General features: G+C 45.2%; 25 protein-coding genes and 1 tRNA gene. 21 read left to right on the top strand and 5 right to left on the bottom strand.

Annotated elements, in window-relative coordinates:
- Window positions 1-95: 95 nt before the first annotated feature.
- Genes ACZ5GB_RS02375 through ACZ5GB_RS02360 form a run of 4 tightly spaced genes read left to right on the top strand, consistent with a single transcriptional unit; the run spans window position 96 to window position 3060 of the window.
- Entirely contained in the window at window positions 96-524 is a 429-nt protein-coding gene (locus tag ACZ5GB_RS02375) for a DUF420 domain-containing protein (RefSeq protein WP_464327385.1), read from the top strand.
- Window positions 521-994 (top strand): 2-C-methyl-D-erythritol 2,4-cyclodiphosphate synthase, encoded by a 474-nt coding sequence (gene ispF / locus ACZ5GB_RS02370; RefSeq protein WP_464327384.1) that lies wholly within the window; start codon window positions 521-523, stop codon window positions 992-994. Before ACZ5GB_RS02375 ends, ispF begins: the two co-directional genes overlap by 4 nt.
- Entirely contained in the window at window positions 984-1730 is a 747-nt protein-coding gene (locus ACZ5GB_RS02365) for a patatin-like phospholipase family protein (RefSeq protein WP_464327383.1), read from the top strand. The genes ispF and ACZ5GB_RS02365 overlap by 11 nt, the downstream gene beginning before the upstream one ends.
- The gene (locus tag ACZ5GB_RS02360; protein ID WP_464327382.1) at window positions 1720-3060 is read left to right on the top strand and encodes an MATE family efflux transporter; all 1341 of its coding nucleotides are present in this window, start codon (window positions 1720-1722) and stop codon (window positions 3058-3060) included. Before ACZ5GB_RS02365 ends, ACZ5GB_RS02360 begins: the two co-directional genes overlap by 11 nt.
- On the opposite strand, the gene ACZ5GB_RS02355 is transcribed toward ACZ5GB_RS02360, so the two are convergent.
- Entirely contained in the window at window positions 3055-4065 is a 1011-nt protein-coding gene (locus ACZ5GB_RS02355) for a GGDEF domain-containing protein (protein WP_464327381.1), read from the bottom strand. The genes ACZ5GB_RS02360 and ACZ5GB_RS02355 overlap by 6 nt on opposite strands.
- 53 nt (window positions 4066-4118) lie before the next feature.
- On the opposite strand from ACZ5GB_RS02355, the gene ACZ5GB_RS02350 reads away from it, so the two are divergent.
- The 4 genes from ACZ5GB_RS02350 to ACZ5GB_RS02335 are packed head-to-tail and all read left to right on the top strand — an operon-like array spanning window position 4119 to window position 6882.
- A complete protein-coding gene (locus tag ACZ5GB_RS02350; protein WP_464327380.1) occupies window positions 4119-4577 on the top strand; it encodes a hypothetical protein in 459 nt (152 codons plus the stop codon).
- 27 nt (window positions 4578-4604) lie between these two features.
- Window positions 4605-5606, top strand: a complete 1002-nt coding sequence (ilvC, locus tag ACZ5GB_RS02345) for a ketol-acid reductoisomerase (RefSeq protein ID WP_464327379.1) — start codon at window positions 4605-4607, stop codon at window positions 5604-5606.
- Window positions 5603-6226, top strand: coding sequence for a CDP-alcohol phosphatidyltransferase family protein (locus ACZ5GB_RS02340; RefSeq protein ID WP_464327378.1), 624 nt, complete (start codon window positions 5603-5605; stop codon window positions 6224-6226). The genes ilvC and ACZ5GB_RS02340 overlap by 4 nt, the downstream gene beginning before the upstream one ends.
- The gene (locus ACZ5GB_RS02335) at window positions 6223-6882 is read left to right on the top strand and encodes a RibD family protein (protein WP_464327377.1); all 660 of its coding nucleotides are present in this window, start codon (window positions 6223-6225) and stop codon (window positions 6880-6882) included. The genes ACZ5GB_RS02340 and ACZ5GB_RS02335 overlap by 4 nt, the downstream gene beginning before the upstream one ends.
- Here the strand turns inward: ACZ5GB_RS02335 and ACZ5GB_RS02330 are convergent, their stop codons facing one another.
- The 3 genes from ACZ5GB_RS02330 to carB are packed head-to-tail and all read right to left on the bottom strand — an operon-like array spanning window position 6883 to window position 9355.
- Complete coding sequence (locus ACZ5GB_RS02330) at window positions 6883-7377, bottom strand: efflux RND transporter periplasmic adaptor subunit (protein WP_464327376.1); 495 nt, start codon at window positions 7375-7377, stop codon at window positions 6883-6885.
- Between the two features lie 10 nt (window positions 7378-7387).
- Window positions 7388-7672 (bottom strand): DUF2103 domain-containing protein, encoded by a 285-nt coding sequence (locus ACZ5GB_RS02325; protein WP_464327375.1) that lies wholly within the window; start codon window positions 7670-7672, stop codon window positions 7388-7390.
- A gap of 9 nt (window positions 7673-7681) precedes the next feature.
- Window positions 7682-9355 carry a carbamoyl-phosphate synthase large subunit gene (carB, locus tag ACZ5GB_RS02320; protein ID WP_464327374.1) on the bottom strand — a complete coding sequence of 558 codons (1674 nt, stop codon included), beginning with the start codon at window positions 9353-9355 and terminating at the stop codon, window positions 7682-7684.
- Window positions 9356-9479: 124 nt separating this feature from the next.
- Here carB and ACZ5GB_RS02315 point away from each other — a divergent pair, with 124 nt between their 5' ends.
- From ACZ5GB_RS02315 to ACZ5GB_RS02280, 8 genes are all read left to right on the top strand, one after another.
- The gene (locus ACZ5GB_RS02315) at window positions 9480-10064 is read left to right on the top strand and encodes an NAD(P)H-dependent oxidoreductase (RefSeq protein WP_464327373.1); all 585 of its coding nucleotides are present in this window, start codon (window positions 9480-9482) and stop codon (window positions 10062-10064) included.
- Window positions 10061-10681, top strand: a complete 621-nt coding sequence (locus ACZ5GB_RS02310; RefSeq protein WP_464327372.1) for a nitroreductase family protein — start codon at window positions 10061-10063, stop codon at window positions 10679-10681. Before ACZ5GB_RS02315 ends, ACZ5GB_RS02310 begins: the two co-directional genes overlap by 4 nt.
- The gene (locus tag ACZ5GB_RS02305; RefSeq protein ID WP_464327371.1) at window positions 10681-11433 is read left to right on the top strand and encodes a sulfite exporter TauE/SafE family protein; all 753 of its coding nucleotides are present in this window, start codon (window positions 10681-10683) and stop codon (window positions 11431-11433) included. The genes ACZ5GB_RS02310 and ACZ5GB_RS02305 overlap by 1 nt, the downstream gene beginning before the upstream one ends.
- Before the next feature lie 4 nt (window positions 11434-11437).
- Window positions 11438-12733 carry a 3-phosphoshikimate 1-carboxyvinyltransferase gene (aroA, locus tag ACZ5GB_RS02300; RefSeq protein WP_464327370.1) on the top strand — a complete coding sequence of 432 codons (1296 nt, stop codon included), beginning with the start codon at window positions 11438-11440 and terminating at the stop codon, window positions 12731-12733.
- 241 nt (window positions 12734-12974) lie between these two features.
- Window positions 12975-13460 (top strand): N-acetyltransferase, encoded by a 486-nt coding sequence (locus ACZ5GB_RS02295; RefSeq protein ID WP_464327369.1) that lies wholly within the window; start codon window positions 12975-12977, stop codon window positions 13458-13460.
- A complete protein-coding gene (locus ACZ5GB_RS02290) occupies window positions 13444-15177 on the top strand; it encodes a bifunctional 3'-5' exonuclease/DNA polymerase (RefSeq protein ID WP_464327368.1) in 1734 nt (577 codons plus the stop codon). The genes ACZ5GB_RS02295 and ACZ5GB_RS02290 overlap by 17 nt, the downstream gene beginning before the upstream one ends.
- Before the next feature lie 11 nt (window positions 15178-15188).
- Window positions 15189-15851, top strand: coding sequence for a flagellar basal body L-ring protein FlgH (locus ACZ5GB_RS02285; protein WP_464327367.1), 663 nt, complete (start codon window positions 15189-15191; stop codon window positions 15849-15851).
- On the top strand, window positions 15812-16897 hold the full coding sequence (locus tag ACZ5GB_RS02280) for a flagellar basal body P-ring protein FlgI (protein ID WP_464327366.1): 1086 nt from the start codon (window positions 15812-15814) through the stop codon (window positions 16895-16897). The genes ACZ5GB_RS02285 and ACZ5GB_RS02280 overlap by 40 nt, the downstream gene beginning before the upstream one ends.
- On the opposite strand, the gene rnr is transcribed toward ACZ5GB_RS02280, so the two are convergent.
- Entirely contained in the window at window positions 16894-18975 is a 2082-nt protein-coding gene (gene rnr / locus ACZ5GB_RS02275) for a ribonuclease R (protein WP_464327811.1), read from the bottom strand. The two genes, ACZ5GB_RS02280 and rnr, sit on opposite strands and share 4 nt — an antisense overlap.
- Window positions 18976-18991: 16 nt before the next feature.
- Between rnr and ACZ5GB_RS02270 the strand changes: the two genes are divergently transcribed.
- From ACZ5GB_RS02270 to dut, 5 genes are all read left to right on the top strand, one after another.
- The gene (locus ACZ5GB_RS02270; protein WP_464327365.1) at window positions 18992-19297 is read left to right on the top strand and encodes a dephospho-CoA kinase; all 306 of its coding nucleotides are present in this window, start codon (window positions 18992-18994) and stop codon (window positions 19295-19297) included.
- A gap of 40 nt (window positions 19298-19337) precedes the next feature.
- Entirely contained in the window at window positions 19338-19610 is a 273-nt protein-coding gene (gene rpsO, locus ACZ5GB_RS02265) for a 30S ribosomal protein S15 (RefSeq protein WP_464327810.1), read from the top strand.
- Complete coding sequence (locus ACZ5GB_RS02260) at window positions 19607-21685, top strand: polyribonucleotide nucleotidyltransferase (protein ID WP_464327364.1); 2079 nt, start codon at window positions 19607-19609, stop codon at window positions 21683-21685. The genes rpsO and ACZ5GB_RS02260 overlap by 4 nt, the downstream gene beginning before the upstream one ends.
- A tRNA-Thr gene (locus ACZ5GB_RS02255) sits at window positions 21676-21747 on the top strand. Before ACZ5GB_RS02260 ends, ACZ5GB_RS02255 begins: the two co-directional genes overlap by 10 nt.
- 11 nt (window positions 21748-21758) lie before the next feature.
- Window positions 21759-22205 carry a dUTP diphosphatase gene (gene dut, locus ACZ5GB_RS02250; protein WP_464327363.1) on the top strand — a complete coding sequence of 149 codons (447 nt, stop codon included), beginning with the start codon at window positions 21759-21761 and terminating at the stop codon, window positions 22203-22205.
- The last annotated feature ends 3 nt before the right edge of the window (window positions 22206-22208 follow it).

The raw sequence follows: 22208 nt of genomic DNA, 5'->3' as shown, positions 1-22208 counted from the left end.
TCAGCTATCCTATAAATGTACGGCTTGCGGACATTACAACGCAAGACGATGAATGTAATAGATAGGTGCCATAAAAACCCAGTATAATAAAAATCATGCTAACAACACTCATAACCATATTGAGTATGCTCACCATTTCAATAAGTGGCCTTGCCATAGTGCTTGGCATTTTCCTAATCAAAAGTGGAAGAAGGGAAGCTCATAGAAGGGCTATGATAACTGCTTCCGTCTTTGCTCTTATATTTGTTTTCCTGTATGTGCTTAGAAACTTTCTGCAATCTCAAGGTCTTATCCCTATGGGTAAATACGAAGGTCCCTACAGGGGCCTTTTCCTTTTTATCCTTTGGTCCCATACTATCCTTGCCATAATCAACTTCCCCCTTGCTGTCATTACTTTAAGGTACGCCTTTAAAGGCACTTTTGAAAAACATAAAAGGATTGCTCCCATAACAGCCTTTGTTTGGATCTACGTGGCCATAACTGGCTGGCTTATCTTTTACTTTATGCAGTTTTTAAACCCATGAAGCTTCGCATAGGCCTTGGTTTTGATTCCCATGCCTTTGAGGAGGGAAAGCCCTTAAAGCTGGGTGGTCTTCTCATAGACTTTCCAAAGGGCCTAAGGGGCCATTCGGACGGCGATGCTCTTTTGCATGCTATAACAGATGCCCTCTTGGGAGCCATTGGGGAGCCAGACATAGGTGAGCTGTTCTCCGATAAGGACCCAAGGTGGAAAGGTGCAAACTCTGAGGTCTTTTTAAAAGAAGCCCTACGGAGGGTAAAGGAGAAGGGCTACAGAGTGTTGAACCTTGACTGTGTGATAGTGGCGGATGAGCCAAGGATTGCACCCTATAAGGAGGCCATAAAGGATAACCTTTCAAGGCTTCTTGGCATTCCAAAGGATAGTATTTCCATAAAAGGCAAGAGTCGGGAGGGCTTTTGTAAAGAAGAAGGTTTGGCTTGCTTTTGTACTATCCTTTTAATCCATGAAGGTTAACCTTGTGCTTTCGGGCGGGGCTTCTCGGGGCATAGCCCATATTGGTGTGATAAAGGCTTTGGAAGAGCTTGGCTTTGAGATAAGAGCCATAAGCGGGGTAAGTGCCGGCGCCCTTGTGGGAGCTTTCTACTGCGATGGCTACACACCAGAGGAGATGCTAAGGGTTGTAAAATCAAAGGAGTGGCTAAAGTATTTGAGGCCAGCCATTCCAAGGCTTGGCTTTATATCTTTAAAAGAGGCGGAAAAGTACTTGAATAAGATGCTATCCATAAGGCGCATTGAAGAGGCAAAGAAAAAGCTATTCATTGGGGCCTTGGACATAAAGAGTGGAAAGACCTTCTACTTTGATAGTGGAGACCTTGTGCCTATACTTTTGGGTAGCTGCGCCCTGCCGGGCATCTTTGAACCTATAAGGTATAAGGAATATCTTCTTATAGATGGTGGTATTACCAACAACCTTCCTGCAGAGCCTTTGCTTTCCATGGATGGCATGCTTGTAGGCGTGGATGTAAACCCAAGCGAACAGGTGGAGAAGATAAGGAATATATTTCACCTACTTGTGAGAAGTTTTCTCTTGGCGGTGAGGTCTAACGTGGATAAGAGGAAAGAGCTTTGCCATGTGGTAATAGAGCCAGACCTTTTTAAATACTCACCCCTCAGCCTTCTAAAGGCTGATGAAATATATAGGCTTGGCTATGAAAAAACCATGCAGGTGCTAAGGCCATATGTCCAATAACAAAATACTTATAGACCCATCGGAAAGCAAGCTAAGGGTAATAAACAGAGTGCTAAGGCTTGCCATGCCCATCATCCTTTCAAACCTACTCTACACCATAGAGAGTGCCTTTTCCATCATACTGGTTTCTGGCATTTCCGCCACCGCCGTGGCCGCCGTGGGCTACTCTGCCAGTATGCTCTGGTTTATATACTCCCTCATGGCCCTTGCATACACTGGCACCACGGTGCTTGTGGCCCAAAGGGTGGGAGCAAACAAGGACCCATCTCCAGCCCTCCTTTGGGGCTTATTTATCTCCCTTTTTATAGCCCTCCCTCTTACCTTCCTTGGCAAGGATTTGGTAGCTTACCTTATGCTTACCTTTGGCGCCTCAAAAAGTGTGGCAAGCCTTGCAAAAGAATACCTTGAGCCAGTTTTCCTTTTTATAACGGTGGGCTTTGCCACCAATACCCTTTATGCTGCCTACAACGGATACGGAGATACAAAGACACCCTTCAAGGTGGCCCTTCTTATGAACGTGGTAAATATTTCCTCTGCCTATCTTTTAATATACGGTAAGTTTGGCCTTCCAAGGCTTGAAGTAGCCGGTGCAGGCTGGGGCATAGCCCTATCGGAAATAGTAGGACTTCTCTTTTACATCTACCTTTATGTGCAATACAGAAAGCCCTTTCCCATAAGCCTTTGCTTTGACAAAGATATACTCTTTAAGATGTTGCGCATAGGTACGCCTACGGCCATAGAGAGAGCCTTTACAAGCCTTTCTTTTAATGTGTTTGTGGGACTTGTGGCCCAGTTTGGTGATAAGGTGCTTGCAGCACACCAAGTGGGCCTAAGGGTAGAAAGTATTTCCTTTATGATAGGCTTTGGCATGATGATAGCTTCTACTACTATTGCAGGACAAAACTACGGAGCAAAAAACTTCAAAGGGCTTGATTATGGAGTGAGAATAAGCGCCCATACTACAGCCCTTATAATGGGACTTATAGGGTTGCTTATAGCCATCTTTCCACACTACTTTTCCTTGATCTTTACAAGGGACAAAGAAGTTATAAGCTATGCAGTCTATTACCTTGTTATAGTTGCCCTATCACAGCCACAGATGGCCCATGCAAGTATTTTTTCTGGCTCTCTAAAAGGCATGGGGAAGACACACATACCCCTTTTGGTGAACCTGTCCTCCTTTTGGGTCTTTAGAATATTACCTTCCATGCTTGTGCTAAAATTCATACACAGCCCACTGGTGCCTTGGGTCTTTATGAGCTTGGAAACCACTTTGAGAGCTATCATATTCTACTTAGCTTATAAAAGGGAAATAAGAAAATACCTATAGGACCCTGCTTCTTTTGTTTTCATACATAAGTTCATCCGCTTCTCTTATTAACTCTTCCACGTCTGTATACCTATCATTTACTTCCACAACGCCATAACTGAAAGAAAGCTTTAACTTTTGACCTTTTACAATAACCTGCATATATTCCAGCTTTCTTTTTAACCTTTCTGCCACACAGATGGCCTGTTCCCTTGTTGTATTTGGCATAAGTACGGCAAACTCATCTCCTCCCCATCTTGCCAAAATATCTCTAGCCCTAAGGCTTTTTCTTAAGAAGAAGGCTACCCGTGCCAGCACCATATCACCTACAGAATGTCCGTACATGTCGTTTATTTTCTTAAAACCGTCAAGGTCTATAAATACCAGAGAAAAGGGGGTTTTTCTTTTCTTGTACTCCTCGAAGCACTCCCTAAGGGCTCTTTCAAAGGACCTTCTATTAAAGGTGTTTGTTAGGTAATCAATGTTTGCTTCTACCTCAGCTTGTTCAAGCCTTTCCCTAAGTTTTTCTATTATGTAGTGTTGTTCTTCCACATCTTTTAAGAACCTTTCATTTTGTGCCTTTATATCCCTTATATGTGCTAAAAGTTCTGATAAAAGGTGGGTTAATTCACCCTCTGGTATTCTTTCCTCTATACTAGAAATCTCTTTTTCCTTTTTTCTGGCATATTCTTTGTAGTCTCTTGTCAATTTACTAAGGTCATCTGTTAGTTTATAAAGTATTTCCAGAGTAATATCTACATCACAATTTGCATCACTTAAACCATCTTCCCCATGCAGTTTCTTATATAGGCTTATAAGCTTTTCATCAGAGGGCAAAATATTCATGTTTTCAAAGGCGTAACAGAAAACCACAAACCACCTTTCATAGTTTTTAGGCGTAGGTAGTATGTTATTTCTAAGGAGGAACTTAAGCTCCTCCCTTATTATGTTGGCAAGCGCCTTCATGTCTGAGTTTTCCAAAGGTAGCCCGCTACTAAGTTTATGATAAACCTTACACTTATTCATGTAAGTTTCCCTCAGTTGTATAATTTATACAGCTATATATTTTATATTAAAACATGGGTATATTTATTGAGGACCTTTTAAACTTTGGGAATCTTATAGATGCAGAGATTGAGATAAAGCTTAGCCCAGCGGATCTAAAAAGGGCATATACAAGCCTAGACTTTGACCTGAAGGACGGGGTGCTAAGAGTTATATCAAGAAAGAAGGTGCTCTTTTTCAACAGATCATATGAAATTAGGCTATCTGAGATGGGCGATAGGGTGAGAAAGGATAGGGAGAATATGAGGCAATGGGCTTTCTTTAGAGTTTTGTCCAGAGAGGGCTTGGAGGAGGTTTTAAAGCTTCCTGAATTTACAATGGAAGAGGAGTATTTGGGAATGGACCTTATGCCTGCGGTTAGCTTAACAGAGATCTATGAAAAGATACCAAAGCAGTTTAGAGAAAAGCTAGTTATAAACAGATATAAGTTGGGTAAGGAGTACCTATCTGCCTTTTTCAAGTTTGAAAAATGATGGTATAATTCCTTTTGGAGGAGTAAGATGGCAAAGGTTTATTATGATCAGGATGCAAGCCTTGAACCTCTCGTAGGCAAAACGGTAGCCATACTGGGCTATGGTAGCCAAGGACATGCCCACGCCCTAAACCTTAGGGACAGTGGAATAAGGGTAGTTATAGGTCTGTATGAGGGTAGCAAGTCAAAGGCTAAGGCCATAGCGGATGGCTTTACGGTTCTTACGCCGGAGAGGGCTGTGCAAGAGGCGGACATAATCATGTTCTTAACTCCAGACACTGTCCAGCCTCAAATATATAAAGAAAGCGTGGAGCCCTTTTTGGATGCTTCCAAAAGCCTTGCCTTTGCCCATGGCTTTAACATTCACTTTAAACAGATTGTGCCTCCAAAGGATGTAGATGTATTTATGGTGGCGCCAAAGGGTCCGGGCCACTTGGTAAGATGGATGTATGAAGAGGGGAAGGGTGTGCCAGCCCTTGTAGCCATATACCAGGATGCCTCTGGCACTTGTAAAGAAAAGGCCCTTGCCTATGCAAAGGCCATAGGTGCCACAAGGGCTGGGGTGATAGAAACCACCTTTAAAGAAGAAACGGAAACAGACCTTTTCGGAGAGCAATCCGTTTTGTGTGGTGGCGCAACAGCTCTTATAAAGGCTGGCTTTGAAACTTTGGTGGAGGCTGGCTACCAACCAGAAGTGGCCTACTTTGAATGCTTGCACGAGCTAAAGCTTATTGTGGACCTTATATACCAATACGGCATTGCTGGCATGAGATATTCCATTTCAGATACGGCTAAGTATGGCGATGTAACAAGGGGAGAGAGGATTTATAAGGTTGTAAAGCCTCTTATGAAGGAGATATTGGAAGAGATTCAAAAGGGTGAGTTTGCCTGTGAGTGGATATTGGAAAATCAGGCGGGAAGGCCCGTATTTAATGCCTTGCTTGAAAGGGACAGGCACCACCTTATAGAGAAGGTGGGAGAAGAGCTAAGAAGGATGATGCCTTGGATAACCGGTAAGGAGCTAAAATGAACCTAACAAAAAGAAGGGATACTCTCAAAAAGGTTTATGCTCCGGTGGGTATAGCCCTATACAGGCTACACCTGCCACCCAACTTTATAACCCTTCTTTCTGTAGCCTTTGGCATGGCTTCTGCTTACGCCTTCTACCATGGAAAGCTCCTTACCGGCGCAAGCCTTCTTTTTCTGTCTGGCCTTTTTGACTTGGCGGATGGTATGGTGGCAAGGCTTTCCGAGAAAGCTTCCAAGTTTGGTGCGGTCTTTGACTGGCTTGCGGACAAATGGGTGGATGGCTTTGTGCTTGGAACGGTAGGATACTTTTATGCGGGACCTTTTACAGCCATAACGGTGGTAACTGCCTCCATGCTTCATTCTTTTATAAAGCCGGTGGCCTATGCGGAGATAGGGTATGAAGAAAGGATTTCTGGGAAGATAAAGGACCCCCTTGAGGGTGTGGGCTTTTTTGGAAGGCCAGAAACACATCTTACCCTTATAGCCTTTACCATATTGGAAAGGCTTCAGGCGCCCGTAGGCCTTGAGTTTGGAATAAAGCTTATTGCCCTTCTTACCTTGGCATCTTTACTTTTGAGGATCATCTACCTGTATAAACACTACGGGAGAGAGTACGAATGAGGCCATACATAATAATAGTGTCAGAGGTTAGCGTGGACGGGAAATTGACCCTATACAGGGGAGCATCCAGTAAGGAGCTTATGACCCTTATGGACCAAGAGGCGTACAGGTATCTTCATGAGATAAGGGCAAAGGTGGATGGCATAATGGTGGGCTGTGAGACGGTAAGGACAGACAACCCAAGCCTTACAGTAAGGTATGTGGAGGGGAAAAACCCAACGAGGATAATCCCATGTTCTACTGCCAACGTGCCAACGGATGCCAACATATTCTCCAAAGATGCACCCACCATAATAGTCACCACAAAGAGGGCGCCACAGGAGAGGATAGAAAAGATAAAGGCTTTGGGTGCGGAGGTGCTTGTGGTGGGCGAGGACTTAGTGGATTTTGAGAGGCTTATGCCCATGCTATATGAAAGGGGTATAAAAAGCCTTATGATTGAGGGAGGCGCTTCTATAAACTGGGAGTTTGTGCGTAGGGGCTATGTGGATGAGATAAGGCTTATACATCTTCCTGTTATAGTTGGTGGTGAGAATGTACCCACCCTTGTGGGTGGAGAAGGCTTCAAAAGTCTCAAAAACCTTTTGCACCTTAGACTTAGGTCCCATTTCAAAAGGGGCAATCACCTTATAACCGAGTGGGAAGTGGTAAGATAACTACCTTTCCTCTAAGATTAAAAGCACTTCTGGGCTTAAAGTGCCGTTTACAAACATTCCCTCTCTAACAAAAAGCTTTTTTACAACGCCTTTTGTTGGTGATTTTATAGTGCAATACTCTACAAGCTTTTCCACCCTTTCAAGTTGTGACTTAAGTGCTTGATATTGACTTAGTTCCTTATCATATCTGCTCTTCCAATCTTCATACTCACTCCTAGATAACAAACCACGGTTAAAAAGCTCCTCATACCTTTTAAAATCCCTTTCCACCTTTTCAAGTGTGGCTTTTTGAGAATTGAGCTGAGCCTTTAGACCATCCCTCTGAGTGGTATAAAGGACAGGATCTATGATAACTAAAATGTCTCCCTTATTTACCCTTTGACCCTCCTTTACAAAAAGCTTTTCCACCTTTCCTTGAACTATGGCCGAAACCTTTACTTCTTGAGCAAAGACCATTATAAAGTAAGACAAAAGTACAAGAAATATGAACCCCATGAAAGAAATTTTAATCTATCACTTCTTTGAAAAGTCTTTCAAACACATCCTTATCATCACAAACTATAAAAACTTCCTGCACAGAGGTGCCGTTTTTGTATAAAAGCTTGTAGCCAGAAGTGGTTCTATACTTTAAAAACAAACCTTTAGACCCTCTGCCTCCATTTTGCCTTGCTATTCTACCGGGAATTATAGCCTTCACGCATTCAAGGGAATTTAGCTTTTCTAAGTACTCCTCCAAACCTTCCAAAAGATGATGCTCAAGCTTTACTTTACCTTTTCTGTACTTTCCCATGACCTAAATTTAATCTTGGTCCAAAAACTCTCCGTCTTCAAGCGTATAGTATGGCCTTTCATAGCTTGAATAATAATAGGGTGTATAGGCTACAAACTCACCGGCGCATGTATCCACACCTTTAAAGGCAGGAAGTATATTCCATTCATACCTTAACCTTCTTACCTCCTCCTCCCCCATGCCAGTAAGCCTTCCTATTTCCATATCCGAATAGCCCATCTCTTTGGCCATCCTTAAAACTTCCGGCGTCAGATTTCCTTCCTTTAACACCTTTTCAAACTCCACTATCTGCCTTATATTCTCCAAAAACCATGGGTCAATCTTGCTAAGCTCATAAACTTCCTGAAGGCTATAGCCCTTTCTGAAGGCGCTCGCTATATACCAAAGCCTGTTAGGGTTGGGCGTTCTTATAGCCCTTTTTACCTCCTCATCCTCCAAAGAAGAATAGTCTGGAAAGGCAAGGCCATATGCATCCTGCTCAAGGCTTCTTATGGCTTTGTTCAAGGCCTCTTTAAAGGTCCTTCCAATGGCCATAACCTCCCCCACAGACTTCATCATGGTGCCAAGAGTTCTATCTGTGCGTGGGAACTTGGCAAAGTCAAAGCGTGGGATCTTTACCACCACGTAATCAATGGATGGTTCAAAGGATGCGGGCGTGTGCTTGGTAATGTCGTTCTTTAGCTCGTCAAGGGTGTAGCCCACAGCCAGCTTTGCAGCCACTTTTGCTATGGGAAAGCCTGTGGCCTTGGAGGCCAAGGCGGAAGACCGTGAGACCCTTGGGTTCATCTCTATAACGTAAAAATCTCCATTCTCCGGATTTACAGCAAACTGTATGTTGGACCCTCCCGTATCCACGCCTATCTCCCTCATTATCTCTATGCAGGCATCCCTCAAAATCTGGTATTCTTTGTCCGTCAAGGTCTGGGCTGGCGCCACTGTAATAGAATCCCCCGTATGAACTCCCATAGGGTCAAAGTTCTCAATGCTACAGACTATTATCACATTGTCCTTTGAATCCCTTATCACCTCAAACTCAAACTCCTTCCAGCCTATAAGGGACTTGTCTATTAGCACCTGATGGATGGGTGAGGTCTTTAGAGCTATCTCCACCTTTTCTTTAAACTCTTCCATGTTGTAGGCAATGGAACCTCCTGTGCCACCAAGGGTAAAGGCTGGCCTCAAGATGGCTGGAAAGCCCACCTCCTTTACCTTTTCAAGGGCCTCTTGAAGGGAAGATACCACCACGCTGGGTGGCACCTTAAGACCAATTCTTTCCATTGATTTTCTAAAGAGGTCTCTGTCTTCACCCTTCTTTATGGCCTCGTAGTTGGCACCTATTAGCTTGACGCCATACCTGTCTAAAATACCTTCCTCATAGAGCTGGACGGCTAAGTTCAAGGCCGTTTGGCCACCAAGGGTAGGCAAGAGGGCATCGGGCCTTTCCTTCTTTATTATCTCTTCCAACACCTCCAGCACAAGGGGTTCTATGTAGGTTCTGTGGGCAAACTGGGGGTCTGTCATTATGGTGGCCGGGTTGGAGTTAACAAGGACTATCTCAAAGCCTTCTTCAAGCAAGGCCTTGCAGGCCTGAGTGCCAGAATAATCAAACTCTGCCGCCTGACCTATCACTATGGGACCAGAGCCTATGATGAGTATCTTCTTTATGTCTGTTCGCCTTGGCATTAAAGTCTATATTTTACACCATAAACAGGATTAAAGCCCAATTCAAAAACATATGACCTGCTTAATTGTGCCTTTTTTACGCCTTGTATTAAAATATTAAAATCTACCAGTGGGAGGTTCTATTATGAAGCATGTATGCCTTATATACGCACACCCCAACCCAAACAGCTTTAACAGAGCCATAAGGGATAAGGTCCTTGAATACTTGGGTTCAAAGAATATAAGCTACACTTTAAGGGACCTATACGCCTTGGGCTTCGACCCAGTTTTGTCCTCAAAGGATTTTGAAAGCCTTTTGGCTGGAAAGGTGCCAGAAGATATTGCAAAAGAGCAGGAGATTATAAAAGGGTCCCAACTGTTGATATTTATCTATCCCATATGGTGGACTGGCATGCCAGCCATACTCAAGGGCTACATAGACAGGGTCTTCAGCTATGGCTTTGCCTACGAAGAAAGGGATGGAGAGCTTGTAGGCCTTTTGTCGGACAAAAGGGTAATCATAATAAACACCCTTGGGGCAAGTGAAGAAGATTACAGGCCCTCTGGCATGGAGGAATGCTTAAAGAAAACTACAGATGTGGGCATCTTTGAATTCTGTGGCATGCAAGTGATAAAGCATATCTTTTTGTATTCTATTCCTTATGTAAGCGATGAAGAAAGAAGGAGTATGTTGGAAGGCATAATCAAAGAACTGGAGGTGGTACTATGAAAGAGTGTCTTAGGCTTATAACAGAAAGAAGGTCCATAACCTTTTTTGACCCCACAAGGGATGTGCCAGATGAGGTGATAAAGGAGATACTGGAGATCTCCGCCACCGCACCATCTGGCTATAACCTACAGCCTTGGGAGGTTATAGTGGTAAAGGATAAGGAAAAGAAAAAGAGGCTTAAGGAGATATGCTACAACCAGCAGAAGGTAGAGGATGCAAGCGCCAACATAGTGCTAATTGCCAATACAAGGGCTGGATTTGAGCATGTGGATAGGGTTCTTCAAAGCTGGGAAGAGCTTGGCTATATAAAGCCAGAGGCAAAGGAAGGCCTAAAGGCACAGATATTATCAGGCTGGCAGGACCCACAGAGGGCCTTTAGGAAGGCTGTAAGGGATACGGCCCTTTTTGGCATGACCATAATGATCACCGCAAGGGCCTTTGGCCTTGAAACCCATCCTATGGAAGGCTACGATGAGCAAAAGCTAAAGGAGTTTTTGAACATAGAAGATTACAAGGTGGTCCCCATGATAATAGCCATAGGCTATAAGGACCCTTCAAAGGAGCTACTTCCAAGAGCCTACAGGTTTAAGTTTGAGGAGTTTGGAAAGATAATTTAATGGAAGCCTATCTTTTGGCCTTTTTTGCCTCTGTGTGCGCCGGTGCCATAAATGCGGTGGCTGGCGGTGGAACCCTTATAACCTTTCCTTCCCTTGTTTGGCTTGGCCTTGACCCAGTGGTGGCAAACATAAGCAACACGGTGGCCCTTTGGGTGGGGTCCCTCACAGGAGCCTTCGGCTTCAAAGACAGGCTAAAAGAATCAAAGGATGCATTCCTTCCTCTATTCTTCTCTTCTGTGCTTGGTGCCCTTGTGGGTGCCTTGCTTTTGATAAAAACACCCTCTAAGACCTTCAAGGATATAGTGCCTTTTCTCATCTTTTTTGCCGTGCTGATGCTGGCCCTTAGCGAGTTTATAAAGGGCCTTTTGGCAAGGTTTGCCATAGAGGATGGAAGGCTTCACCCTCTTATACCTACAGGCCTTCAGTTTTTGACCGGCGTGTATGGGAGCTACTTTGGTGCTGGCATAGGCATTATGATGCTGGCAAGCCTTACCCTCTCCGGCATTCACAACATACATACAGCCAACGGCATAAAGAACCTTTTGGGCCTTACCATAAACTTAATTGGTGCCCTTATCTTTGTTTTGAGCGGTAAGGTAAGCTGGCCCTTTGCCCTTGCCATGATGCCCGGCTTTGCCCTCGGAGGCTATATGGGTGCAAGAATATCTCAAAGGTTCAGGCCAAAGGTGGTAAAAGCCTTTGTAATAGGCTGGGGGACACTTATAGGGCTTTACATGCTTTTGATAAAATAATCTCATGCTAAAGCTAAGCAAAGCAAAAAGAGCAAAAGGAGAGCTAAGGGTACCCTCAGACAAGTCCATATCCCACAGAGCGGTTATCTTCTCAGCCTTGGCGGAGGGAGAAAGCTATGTAAAAGAGTGGCTTTCTTCCGAAGACACTTTGGCCACCTTAAACATGCTTATAGCCTTAGGTGTAGAGGTAAAGAAGGATGGAAAAAACCTAAGGATAAAGGGAAGGGATTACAGCTTTGTTGAACCCTCCTACGTGCTTGATGCCAAAAACTCTGGAACTACTGCAAGGCTTATGCTTGGAGTCCTTTCCACACAGCCCTTTTTTAGTGTGATAACGGGGGACGAGAGCCTCAGGCAAAGGCCCATGCTTAGGGTGGTAGAGCCCCTAAGGCAGATGGGTGCCTACCTTGACGGAAGGGAGAAGGGGAACAAGCTTCCCGTATGCGTAAGAGGAGGAAGCCTAAAAGGTATCTCCTTTTTTAATAAAAAGTCCTCTGCACAGGTAAAGTCTGCCTTGCTTTTGGCTGGGCTAAGGGCGGAGGGCTACACGGAGGTGGTAGAGCCTGTCCTCTCAAGGGACCACACAGAAAGGATGTTAAAAGCCTTTGGCGTGGAGCTTATACAGATGGAGGGTAAGGAAGGGCATGTGATAAAGCTAAAGGGTGGTCAAAGGCTTGTGGCTACAGAGGTATTTTGTCCTGCTGATCCCTCATCTGCCAGCTTTTTTGTAGCCCTTGCCGTGCTTCTTGAAGGTTCTGAGCTCCTGATCAAAGATGTGCTTGTAAACCCCACAAGGGATGGCTTTTTTAGAAAGCTAAAAGATATGGGTGCGGACATAAGGTATGAAAACCTAAGGGAAATATCCGGTGAGCCTGTGGCAGACCTTTATGTGAGATATTCTGGAAAGCTAAAGGCCGTGGAGGTGCTTCCGGAAGAGGTGCCTTCCATGATAGACGAGCTTCCCATTTTGGCGGTGGTTATGGCCCTATCGGAAGGAGTCTCAAGGGTTAAGGGTGCGCAGGAGCTAAGGGTAAAAGAGAGCGACCGAATTAGGGCTGTGGTGGAAAACTTGAGGGCTATGGGGGTAAAGGCGGAAGAGTATGAAGATGGCTTTGAAATAGAAGGGGTAGAAGTCCTAAAGGGTGCTTCTATAAAAACCTTTGGGGACCACCGAATAGCCATGGCCTTTTCCATTGCCGGCCTTTTGGCGGAAGGGGAAACTATCATAGACAATCCTGAATGCGTAGCCATCTCATATCCAAACTTTTATAAGGACCTTGAAGGTATTTTGGAAGGTTGATAAAAGATGCCATCGTACGTAAACCTTACTTTAAATAAACAGGTGCCTGTGCCTATCTTACCCTAAACTAAATAAACGAATTGCTTATGGATTGTCTAATTTATTTTTTTAGGCAAAGGGCTGTGTGGTAATTGAACCTTTATACACGGCCCTTTACGTGTACCCGATTGCGCATACATCTACGGCTATAAAGTTAACATAATACATACGATTTTAATTTTCCCATACTATATTTTTATTAATGCTTATAAGGAAGGCTAAGCTTAAGGATGTGCCAGAGCTTTATAACCTTATAAACGAGTATGCAAAGGAAGGTACCCTTCTGCCAAGAAGCCTAAACTCTCTGTATGAGAACATAAGGGATTTTTGGGTTTGTGAGAAAGATGGGGAAATAGTGGGTTGTTGCGCCCTTCACATAGTTTGGGAGGACTTGGCTGAGATAAAGAGCCTTGCGGTCAAAAAGGATTATAAGGGCATGGGCGTGGGTAGTTCGTTGGTGGAGGCTTGTCTGAAAGAGGCGGAGGAGCTGGGCATAAAAAAGGTCTTTGTTCTTACCTATGCGCAGGGATTTTTTAGCAAGTTTAACTTTGAGGAGGTGGAAAAGGCCAAGCTTCCACATAAAGTTTGGGGTGAGTGTATAAACTGTATAAAATTCCCAAGCTGTGATGAGATAGCCATGTGGGTGGATTTGGAAAAAGTTTTTATCAAGCATGACAGTAAAGTTTAGCTATATAACCTCTGGAGAAAGGCTAAGCAGGGCCTACGAAAGCCTAAGGGAAGAGCCTTATGTTTTCCTTGATACGGAGGTATCCAACGACAGGATAAGGCTTGTACAGCTGGGAGGAAAGGAAGATATATTCATCCTTGACCTTTTTGACCTTGGTGAGGAAGGTGTGCTATTTTTAAGGGAGCTTCTCTCCAGCAAAGGCATAGTGGGGCATAACCTTAAGTTTGACCTTAAGTACCTCTATAGCTACGGTATAGAGCCATACGCAGTCTTTGATACCATGATAGCAAGCCAGCTTTTGGGAGACACGGACAAGCACTCTCTTCAAAAGGTTGCCATGCACTACTTGGGGCAGGTTTTGGACAAGGGCCTTCAGGCCTCCAACTGGGGACAGCCCTTTTTAGGAAAAGAACAGCTTGAGTATGCCGCGCTGGATGTGAAGGTGGTAAGGGACCTTTTTTACATATTCCTTAAAAGGCTCAACGAAGGCCATCACCGAGAGGAAATACTTCTCAAAACAAGGACTTCAAGGGTCTTTAATCTCTTAAATCCTGTGGCCATAGTGGAAATGGCTTTTGTTCAAGAGACGGCAAAGCTTGAGCTAAACGGCATACCGGTGGATAAGGAAGAACTGGAAAGAAAACTAAAAGAACAAGAGAGGCTTCTTCAAAAGAAAGTTATGGACTTTATGGTGAAGTATAGGATAGACCCCATGTCGCCCAAACAGGTGGGAGAGCTTCTTACAAAGAGGTTTGGCCTTGACCTTCCAAAGACGGAAAAGGGCAACGTTTCCACCGATGATAAGGTGCTTTCCGAATACGCTTCACACCCTGTAGTCTCCGAGCTTTTGGACATAAGGGGGATGAAAAAGGTTATTGAAAAGCTTCAGGAGATAAAGGAAAGGATAAGAGGAAATAGGGTCTACCCAGAGTTTAAGCAGATAGGCGCCATCACTGGAAGGATGGCAAGCATGAACCCAAACGTGCAAAATATACCAAGGAATTTAAGGGGCATCTTTAAGGCAGAAGAGGGTAATGTGTTTGTTATTGCAGACTTCTCCCAGATTGAACTAAGGATAGCCAGTGAGTATGTGGGTGAGGAGAAGATGCTTCAGGCCTTCAGGCAGGGTAAGGACCTACACCGGTATACTGCAAGCGTATTTTTGGGAAAGCCAGAGGAGGAGATAACAAAGGAGGAGCGCCAGCTTGCCAAGGCTGTAAACTTTGGACTCATATATGGCATATCTGCCAAGGGCCTTGTGGAGTATGCAAAAACTTATGGCATTGACCTTTCTCTTGAATCCGCCCAGAAGATAAGAGATAGCTTTTTTGAATACTACACTTCCTTTAAAGCTTGGCACGAAAGGGTAAAAAGGGAGTTAAAGGAATACAAAGAGTCAAGAGGCCATACCCTTTTGGGAAGGCCTTACGTAGCCCATACCTTTCCGGATGCGGTAAACTATCCCATACAGGGAACGGGTGCAGACCTTCTCAAACTTTCCGTGCTTATGTTTGATGCAGAACTAAGAAGAGAAGGCCTTAAGGCAAAGGTGGTTAATCTGGTGCATGATGAGATATTAGTTGAATGCAGAGAGGAAGACGCGGAGCGCATAAAGGAACTTTTGAAAAAGGCCATGCTACACGCAGGTAGAGTTATACTAAAGCAAGTGCCGGTAGAGGTAGAGGTTTTTATAAACAACCGGTGGGAAAAGGATTAAATTATATAGCCATGGGGAGGTGGATAATCCTTTTAATAGTGTTTGCCTTTTCCTGCGGTCCCAAGGTCAGCACCTTGGAGGATTATGAGAAGAGAAACCCTTACCCTGGCCTTCAGGAGAGGACAGAGTACAGCTCAAGGGGTAGCCTTATGCCAAAGGAGGGCTACCAGGACCTGTATTCAGAAAGAAGGGCAAGCAGGGTGGGAGATGTTATATACCTTCAGATAGTAGAGAGTATAAACGCCATAGAAAGCATATCTGCACAAACTCAAAGGTCTTCGGCTTTTCAAGAAGGCATAAGCTCTCTTTTTGGCTTGTCAAAAGGCACTCTTGCAGACATAGGTGGAAAAGGCTCTGGGCAGATGAATACAAAAGGCTCTGGGAAGGTCCAGCAAACGGGAGTTTTAACCACAAAGCTTGCGGGCAGGGTTATGAAAATATACCCCAACGGCAGTATGCTTGTGGAGGCAAAAAAGTATATTGCTATAGAGAACGCTCAAAGGGAGGTGGTTTTGAGGGGTATAGTTAGGCCGGAGGATATAGACAGCACCAACACCGTTTCAAGCGATAAGATAGCCAACCTCGAAGTCTTTATAGACGGCAAGGGCTTTTTGGCAGATGGAGGTAGTCCGGGATGGCTTGCAAGAATACTTGCAAAGGTCTTGCCCTTTTAATGCTCCTTTTCTCTTTTGCCTTTTCTACGCGCATTGGGGATGTGGCAAGCTTTGAGGGCAACAGAAGCAACTACTTAGTAGGCTATGGCCTTGTGGTAGGCCTAAAAGGCACTGGCGATGGCAAAAGCACCCTTTTTACAGTGAGAAGCATAGCCAACATGCTAAACAGGATGGGTATAGTGGTGGACCCAAGGAGGATGACCACAAAGAACGTGGCGGCTGTTATGGTAACAGCCAAGCTACCACCCTACGCAAAGCCGGGCATGAAAATAGATGTGGAGGTCTCCTCCATAGGGGATGCAAAAAGCTTGGAAGGTGGCACTCTTCTCCTTACTCCCTTGAGAGGGCCGGACGGTGTGGTATATGCCTTGGCACAGGGACAAGTGCTTGTGGGAGGCTATGAGGCAAGAGGAAGAGGTGCCCAGCAAGTGGTAAACGTGCCAACGGTAGGAAGGGTGCCAAACGGTGCCACAGTGGAGAGAGAACTTCCAACAGAGAGCATACCACAGGAGATAAACCTTTACCTGGATAGTCCCAGCTTTTCCCTTGCCAAGATGATTCAAGATAGGATAAACATGGAGTTTGGCAAAGACACGGCACAAGCGATGGATGCCAGCACGGTAAGGCTTAGAATACCACAAGGAATGAGTCCGGTGGATTTCCTTGCCAAGGTGGAGGACCTACAGATAGATGTGCCATCCCTTGCCAAGGTGGTAATTGACGGGAGGTCTGGAGTGGTCCTCTTTGGCGGAGATGTAACCATAAACCCAGTCTCTGTAGCCGTTGGAAGTCTAACGGTGATCATCAAAGAAACTCCAGAGGTATCCCAGCCACCACCCCTTTCTCCGGGTGAGACCAAGGTGGTACCAAGGACGGAGATAAAGGTGGAAGAAAAGACTGCAAGGATAGTTCAATTAAGGGGTGCCACCGTCTCACAACTGGTGGAATCTCTCAACAAAATAGGTGCCACGCCAAGGGAGGTTATCTCTGTGCTTCAGGCCATAAAGGCCTCTGGGGCCCTTCGGGCAAAATTGGAAGTGCTTTAAACCAGCACAAGCTCAAGCCTTGCCCTCTCCTCATCTATGGCCACCACCTTTACCCTAACTTTGTCGCCAAGCCTAAGGACCTTACCCGTGGTTATGCCAACAAGCCTATGGGCAGGCTCATCATAAACATACTGGTCATCGGTCAAGGTGCTTATATTTACCAAACCCTCCACCATATACTCTTGTATCTCCACAAAAAAGCCAAAAGCTACCACACCGGTTATTATTCCATCAAACTCCTCTCCAAGGTGGGACCTCATAAAGCGCACCTTTAGCCTGTCTATGGCTTCCCTTTCTACTTCTTCTGCCAACCTCTCCTGCTGGGAAAGGTGCATGCCAGCCATCTCAAGGTAGGAAAGGGTCTTCTCATAGTCTATCTCTTCTCCCTTTAGGGCCTTTTTCAAAAGCCTATGGACTATGATATCCGGATATCTTCTTATGGGTGAAGTAAAGTGGGCGTAGTGTTCGGAGGCAAGGCCAAAGTGGCCAAGGTTATGGGGAGAATAATGGGCCCTCTTCATAGACCTTAGGGTCAAAAACCTCACCAAGTTCTCCTCAGGCCTTCCCTCAAAGTCTTCTATTATCTTTTGGAAGAACTTAGGGGTAAGGCTTGGCTTTTTAACCTTGTAGCCCAGGCCTGCAAGTATCTCAAGGAGGTTTTCCACCTTGCTTGGGTCTGGCTTTTCATGAACTCTATACAGACAAGGATAGCCCATGTTTTCAAGATGCATGGCAACCGTCTCGTTGGCTGATACCATAAACTGCTCTATTATCCTATGGACCACATGCCTCTCATAGGGTAGAACAGCCACAGGCTCACCATACTCATCCACCACCAGCTCCGCCTCTGGTAGGTCAAAGTCTATGCTACCCCTCTCCCACCGCATCCTTGCCAGTATCCTGTATAGGTCCTCCATAAGCCTTAGAGATTCTATTATTTCCTTTGGGTATTTGTCTTCCAAGGCAGGGTCTCCAAGGATTAGCCTTAAGGCTTCGTTGTAAGTTAGCCTTGCCTTGCTCCTTATCACGCTCTCATATATGTCATATTCCAATAGCTTTCCCCTTTCATCAAAGATCATCTCACAGGTAAAGGCAAGCCTATCTTCCTTGGGCTTTAGGCTACATAGGTCCCCAGCAAGCTCTTCGGGAAGCATATGCAAAGCCCTATCGGGCAGGTAAAAGGTAAAGCCCCTTTTAAAGGCCTCCTTATCAATGGCAGAGTTTTCTTTCACAAAGTAGGAAACATCCGCTATATGAACCCAAAGCCTGTAGCCCTCTGGAGTTTTCTCAATTGCTACCGCATCGTCAAAGTCTTTTGCCCTTTCTGGGTCAATGGTAAAACAGACCTGTTCCCTTAGGTCCCTCCTCCTTTTTAGCTCCTTTTCCAGGTTGATCTTTAAATTCTTTGCTTCTTTTATCACTTCTTCTGGATAAGAGGTGGGCAGGTTATACTTTCTTATAAGCACATCTATTATGAGGTTTTTCTCCTCTGGATGGCCCAAAACCTCTTTTATCCTTCCAATGGCAGGGTGCTTTTTTGTAGGAAACTTCTTTATCTGTGCTACCACTACCGTTCCGTCCTTTAGGTCCTTGCAATCCTCCAAAAGTATGGTCTGGTGCTGGTTTTCATCCATGGGTAAGCCAAGGCAGGACCTTTTCTTTTTTTGTATCTTACACACTATTTCCTTCTTTGCTCTCTTTAAAACCCTTAAAATGCGCACTTCCTTTTTGTCCTTATACTCTACCACCTTGGCCCTCACCACATCACCCGCAAAGAGATTGACCATCTCAAAGGGAGGTATATATATGTCCTTCTCTCCCTCTCCAATTTCCAAAAAGCCAAAGCCCGCAGGATAGGGTATTACCTTACCGCTTACTATCTCCTCTTCCGCATAAGCATACTTGCCGCTTTGAATCGCCACTTTACCCGACTTTTTGAGGGACCTTAATGCTTTTTTAAGGGCTTTTCTCTCCTTTTTGTCCAGCCCAAGCCTTCCCAGTATTTCTTCAAAGCTCAAAGGCCTTTTACTACTTTTGAGAACTTTTAAGATTAATTCCTCTAAGGGCACCCCTTCCATTGTAAAATATTTAACCATGAAAGACTGGCAAAAGTATACCCAAAAGGTAGAGGAGTTAAAAAAGGCCCTTGGAGAAGCCCTTGGTGCTTTGGATGTGGAGTATGAAGTCAAAATGCCCGGAGAGGAAGGCTTTGACCCTTCCTTTAAGGTCCCCTATGTGCTTGTAAAGTATTACACAGATGAAGGCCACTCACACGAGAGAAAGATAGAACTTTTTGAATACTACCTTGAGGAACCCGTTGAGAATATGGTAAAGATGATAAAGGATATGATAGAGGAGTTTCTAATGGAAATAGACCAGAGCGAATATGGTGGAGGTTGAGTTATAATATTTTATTTTGAAGAACGCAGGAGGAAGAAAGATGGCACTACCCAAGGCTTTAAAGCAAGAGCTAATAAGAAGCTTTCAAAGGCATGAAGGCGACACTGGATCACCAGAGGTGCAGATAGCCATACTTACGGAGCGTATAAACAGGCTCACAGAGCATCTCAAAAAGCACAAAAAGGATGTGCATTCAAGGCGTGGGCTTATAGCCCTTATACATGCAAGGAGAAAGCACCTTGAGTATTTGAGAGAAAAGGACTACAAAAGATACTTGGAGGTAGTAGAAAGACTTGGATTGAAGGTGAGATGATGGAAAGCGTGCAGGCAAAGCTTGGGGAATCGGAAATAATTATAGAAACTGGAAATTACGCAAAGCTGGCGGATGGTGCGGTAGTTGTTCGCCAGGGTGATACGGCTGTGTTGGTAACAGCCGTAATGTCTGAAGAGCCTGTCCAGGGTATAGACTTTGTTCCCCTCTCCGTGGATTACCGTGAGCAGTCCTCAGCATGGGGCAAAATACCAGGCGGTTTTATAAAAAGGGAAGGAAAGCCCACCGAGAGGGAGATTTTGGTTTCAAGGGTTATAGACAGGCCCATAAGGCCTATGCTACCAGAGGGCTTTTTCCATGAGGTTATAATAACGGCCCTCACCCTTTCGGCCGATGACAAGTATGACCCCGATGTGCTTGCCATAACTGGTGCTTCTGCAGCCTTGCATATATCAAGGATACCCTTTGATGGTCCCATAGCGGGCGTAAGAGTATGTAGGATAGACGGCAGGTTTGTGGCAAACCCCACCTACGAAGAAAGACAGAGGGCGGACCTTGATATAGTTATGGCCGGAAGCAAGGATGCCATAGTGATGGTGGAGGGTGGCGCAAAGGAGGTGGATGAGGACACCCTTGCAGAAGCTCTATATTTTGGCCTTGAGGCCATACAGGACCTTTTAAAGGCCCAAGAAGCCTTAAGGGAAAAGGTTGGAGTTCCAAAGGTAAGCTTTGAGGGTATGGACCTGCCAGAGGAGCTCCAAAAGGCCCTTGAAGAGTTTTGCACGGATAAGATATTGCAATCCTTTAACATCTCCGACAAAAGAGAAAGAAAGACCTTCCAATCAAACATACTCAAAGAGTTCATAGAGGTAAACCAAATCCCAGAAGAGTGGCACTTTAAAGTAGGCTATAACTACAAAAAGCTTATAAGCAAGCTTATGAGAAAGAGGGTTTTGGAGGAGGGTGTTCGTATTGACGGAAGGGGTCCAAAGGATATAAGGCCTATAAGTATAGAGGTTCATCCCTTTGAAAGGCCACACGGTAGCGCCATATTTACAAGGGGACAAACGCAGGCCTTTGCCACAGCCACCCTTGGCTCTCCAGAGGAAGCCCAGCTTGTAGAAAGCATATACGAGGGTGAAACCTTCAAAAGGTTCATGCTACACTACAACTTCCCACCCTTCTCCACCGGTGAGGCCAAGCCTTGGGGACCACCAAGGAGGAGAGAAATAGGTCATGGAGCTTTGGCAGAAAGGGCTATAGAGCCTCTCATACCACCGGAGACGGAGTTTCCTTACATAATAAGGGTAGTTTCCAACATACTTGAATCCAACGGCTCCACATCTATGGCTACCGTATGCGCAGGCTCCCTTGCCCTCTTTGATGCGGGAGTGCCGCTCAAAAAGCATGTGGCAGGCATAGCCATGGGCCTTATTATGGAGGGTGGAAAATACGCCATACTATCGGACATTCTGGGAGATGAGGACCAGCTTGGCGATATGGACTTTAAGGTGGCTGGCACAAGGGATGGAATAACGAGCGTTCAGATGGATATAAAGATAAAGGGCCTTAAAAAGGAGATAATGAAGGAAGCCCTATACCAGGCAAGGGAAGGAAGGCTATACATACTTGAGAAGATGTATGAGGCCCTACCAGAGCCAAGGAAAGAAGTATCCCCTTATGCGCCCAAGATTGAGATAATAACCATACCAGAGGATAAGGCCTTGGTGGTAATAGGTCCCGGTGGAAGGAATGTAAAAGAGTTTAGGGATAAGATGGGTGTATCCGTTTGGGTCCATGAGGGTGGAAGGGTATCCCTCACCTCCAATTCAAAAGAAGCCATAGAAGAGGTGAAGAAGATAATACAGAATCTTATAGCAGAGGTAGAGGTTGGCAAAGTATATAAGGGTAAGATAACAAGGGTGGAACCCTACGGCGTCTTTGTGGAAATCTTGCCGGGTAAGGTGGGGCTTTTGCATGTGAGCAAGATGGAGGGGTATGTTAAGGATGTAAGGGCGAAGTTTAGCGTGGGCGATGAGCTGTTGGTAAAGGTGCTTGAGGTGGATGAACAAGGAAGACCTAAGTTAACTAATATAGGCATAAACGAGCCGGCGTAGCTCAGCGGCAGAGCGAGGCACTCGTAATGCCTAGGTCGTGGGTTCAAGTCCCACCGCCGGCTTGGAGAAAGCTATGAGGATAAAAGTCAAAAGACTACCACATTCGGAAGGTTTACCTTTACCTTTTTATGCTACGGAACATGCTTCTGGTATGGACCTTTTGGCGGCGGTGGAAGAGCCTGTTATTTTAAAGCCCATGGAAAGGGCACTAATTCCTACGGGCATAGCCATAGAAATACCACCGGGCTATGAGGCACAGATAAGGCCAAGGAGCGGCCTTGCTATCAGGCATGGCATAACCCTTTTAAACACCCCAGGCACCATAGACGCAGACTACAGGGGAGAGATAAAGGTAATCGTTATAAACCTTGGTAGTGAAGACTTTGTGATAAAAAGGGGGGACAGGATAGCCCAGATGGTTATATGCCCAGTGGTTAAGGTGGAGCTCCAAGAGGTGGAGGAGCTAAGCTCCACAGAAAGGTCTGATGGGGGCTTTGGTTCAACGGGTTATAATATTTAAGGC

This window comes from Hydrogenobacter subterraneus (assembly GCF_055390195.1).
Note: the sequence above shows the minus strand (reverse complement) of the source record. Positions and strands in the feature narration are given on the sequence as shown.

Bases quoted from the DNA above. Each gene is read 5' to 3' on its own strand.
- ACZ5GB_RS02295 (WP_464327369.1), top strand. From the start codon at position 12,975: ATGCTTATAAGGAAGGCTAAGCTTAAGGATGTGCCAGAGCTTTATAAC.
- ACZ5GB_RS02305 (WP_464327371.1), top strand. From the start codon at position 10,681: ATGGAAGCCTATCTTTTGGCCTTTTTTGCCTCTGTGTGCGCCGGTGCC.
- ACZ5GB_RS02340 (WP_464327378.1), top strand. From the start codon at position 5,603: ATGAACCTAACAAAAAGAAGGGATACTCTCAAAAAGGTTTATGCTCCG.
- ACZ5GB_RS02280 (WP_464327366.1), top strand. From the start codon at position 15,812: ATGGCTTGCAAGAATACTTGCAAAGGTCTTGCCCTTTTAATGCTCCTT.
- ACZ5GB_RS02375 (WP_464327385.1), top strand. From the start codon at position 96: ATGCTAACAACACTCATAACCATATTGAGTATGCTCACCATTTCAATA.
- rpsO (WP_464327810.1), top strand. From the start codon at position 19,338: ATGGCACTACCCAAGGCTTTAAAGCAAGAGCTAATAAGAAGCTTTCAA.
- ACZ5GB_RS02270 (WP_464327365.1), top strand. From the start codon at position 18,992: ATGAAAGACTGGCAAAAGTATACCCAAAAGGTAGAGGAGTTAAAAAAG.
- carB (WP_464327374.1), bottom strand. From the start codon at position 9,355: ATGCCAAGGCGAACAGACATAAAGAAGATACTCATCATAGGCTCTGGT.
- aroA (WP_464327370.1), top strand. From the start codon at position 11,438: ATGCTAAAGCTAAGCAAAGCAAAAAGAGCAAAAGGAGAGCTAAGGGTA.
- ACZ5GB_RS02335 (WP_464327377.1), top strand. From the start codon at position 6,223: ATGAGGCCATACATAATAATAGTGTCAGAGGTTAGCGTGGACGGGAAA.
- ilvC (WP_464327379.1), top strand. From the start codon at position 4,605: ATGGCAAAGGTTTATTATGATCAGGATGCAAGCCTTGAACCTCTCGTA.
- rnr (WP_464327811.1), bottom strand. From the start codon at position 18,975: ATGGAAGGGGTGCCCTTAGAGGAATTAATCTTAAAAGTTCTCAAAAGT.
- ACZ5GB_RS02290 (WP_464327368.1), top strand. From the start codon at position 13,444: ATGACAGTAAAGTTTAGCTATATAACCTCTGGAGAAAGGCTAAGCAGG.
- ACZ5GB_RS02360 (WP_464327382.1), top strand. From the start codon at position 1,720: ATGTCCAATAACAAAATACTTATAGACCCATCGGAAAGCAAGCTAAGG.
- ACZ5GB_RS02315 (WP_464327373.1), top strand. From the start codon at position 9,480: ATGAAGCATGTATGCCTTATATACGCACACCCCAACCCAAACAGCTTT.
- ACZ5GB_RS02260 (WP_464327364.1), top strand. From the start codon at position 19,607: ATGATGGAAAGCGTGCAGGCAAAGCTTGGGGAATCGGAAATAATTATA.
- dut (WP_464327363.1), top strand. From the start codon at position 21,759: ATGAGGATAAAAGTCAAAAGACTACCACATTCGGAAGGTTTACCTTTA.
- ispF (WP_464327384.1), top strand. From the start codon at position 521: ATGAAGCTTCGCATAGGCCTTGGTTTTGATTCCCATGCCTTTGAGGAG.
- ACZ5GB_RS02355 (WP_464327381.1), bottom strand. From the start codon at position 4,065: ATGAATAAGTGTAAGGTTTATCATAAACTTAGTAGCGGGCTACCTTTG.
- ACZ5GB_RS02310 (WP_464327372.1), top strand. From the start codon at position 10,061: ATGAAAGAGTGTCTTAGGCTTATAACAGAAAGAAGGTCCATAACCTTT.
- ACZ5GB_RS02285 (WP_464327367.1), top strand. From the start codon at position 15,189: ATGGGGAGGTGGATAATCCTTTTAATAGTGTTTGCCTTTTCCTGCGGT.
- ACZ5GB_RS02350 (WP_464327380.1), top strand. From the start codon at position 4,119: ATGGGTATATTTATTGAGGACCTTTTAAACTTTGGGAATCTTATAGAT.
- ACZ5GB_RS02365 (WP_464327383.1), top strand. From the start codon at position 984: ATGAAGGTTAACCTTGTGCTTTCGGGCGGGGCTTCTCGGGGCATAGCC.
- ACZ5GB_RS02330 (WP_464327376.1), bottom strand. From the start codon at position 7,377: ATGGGGTTCATATTTCTTGTACTTTTGTCTTACTTTATAATGGTCTTT.
- ACZ5GB_RS02325 (WP_464327375.1), bottom strand. From the start codon at position 7,672: ATGGGAAAGTACAGAAAAGGTAAAGTAAAGCTTGAGCATCATCTTTTG.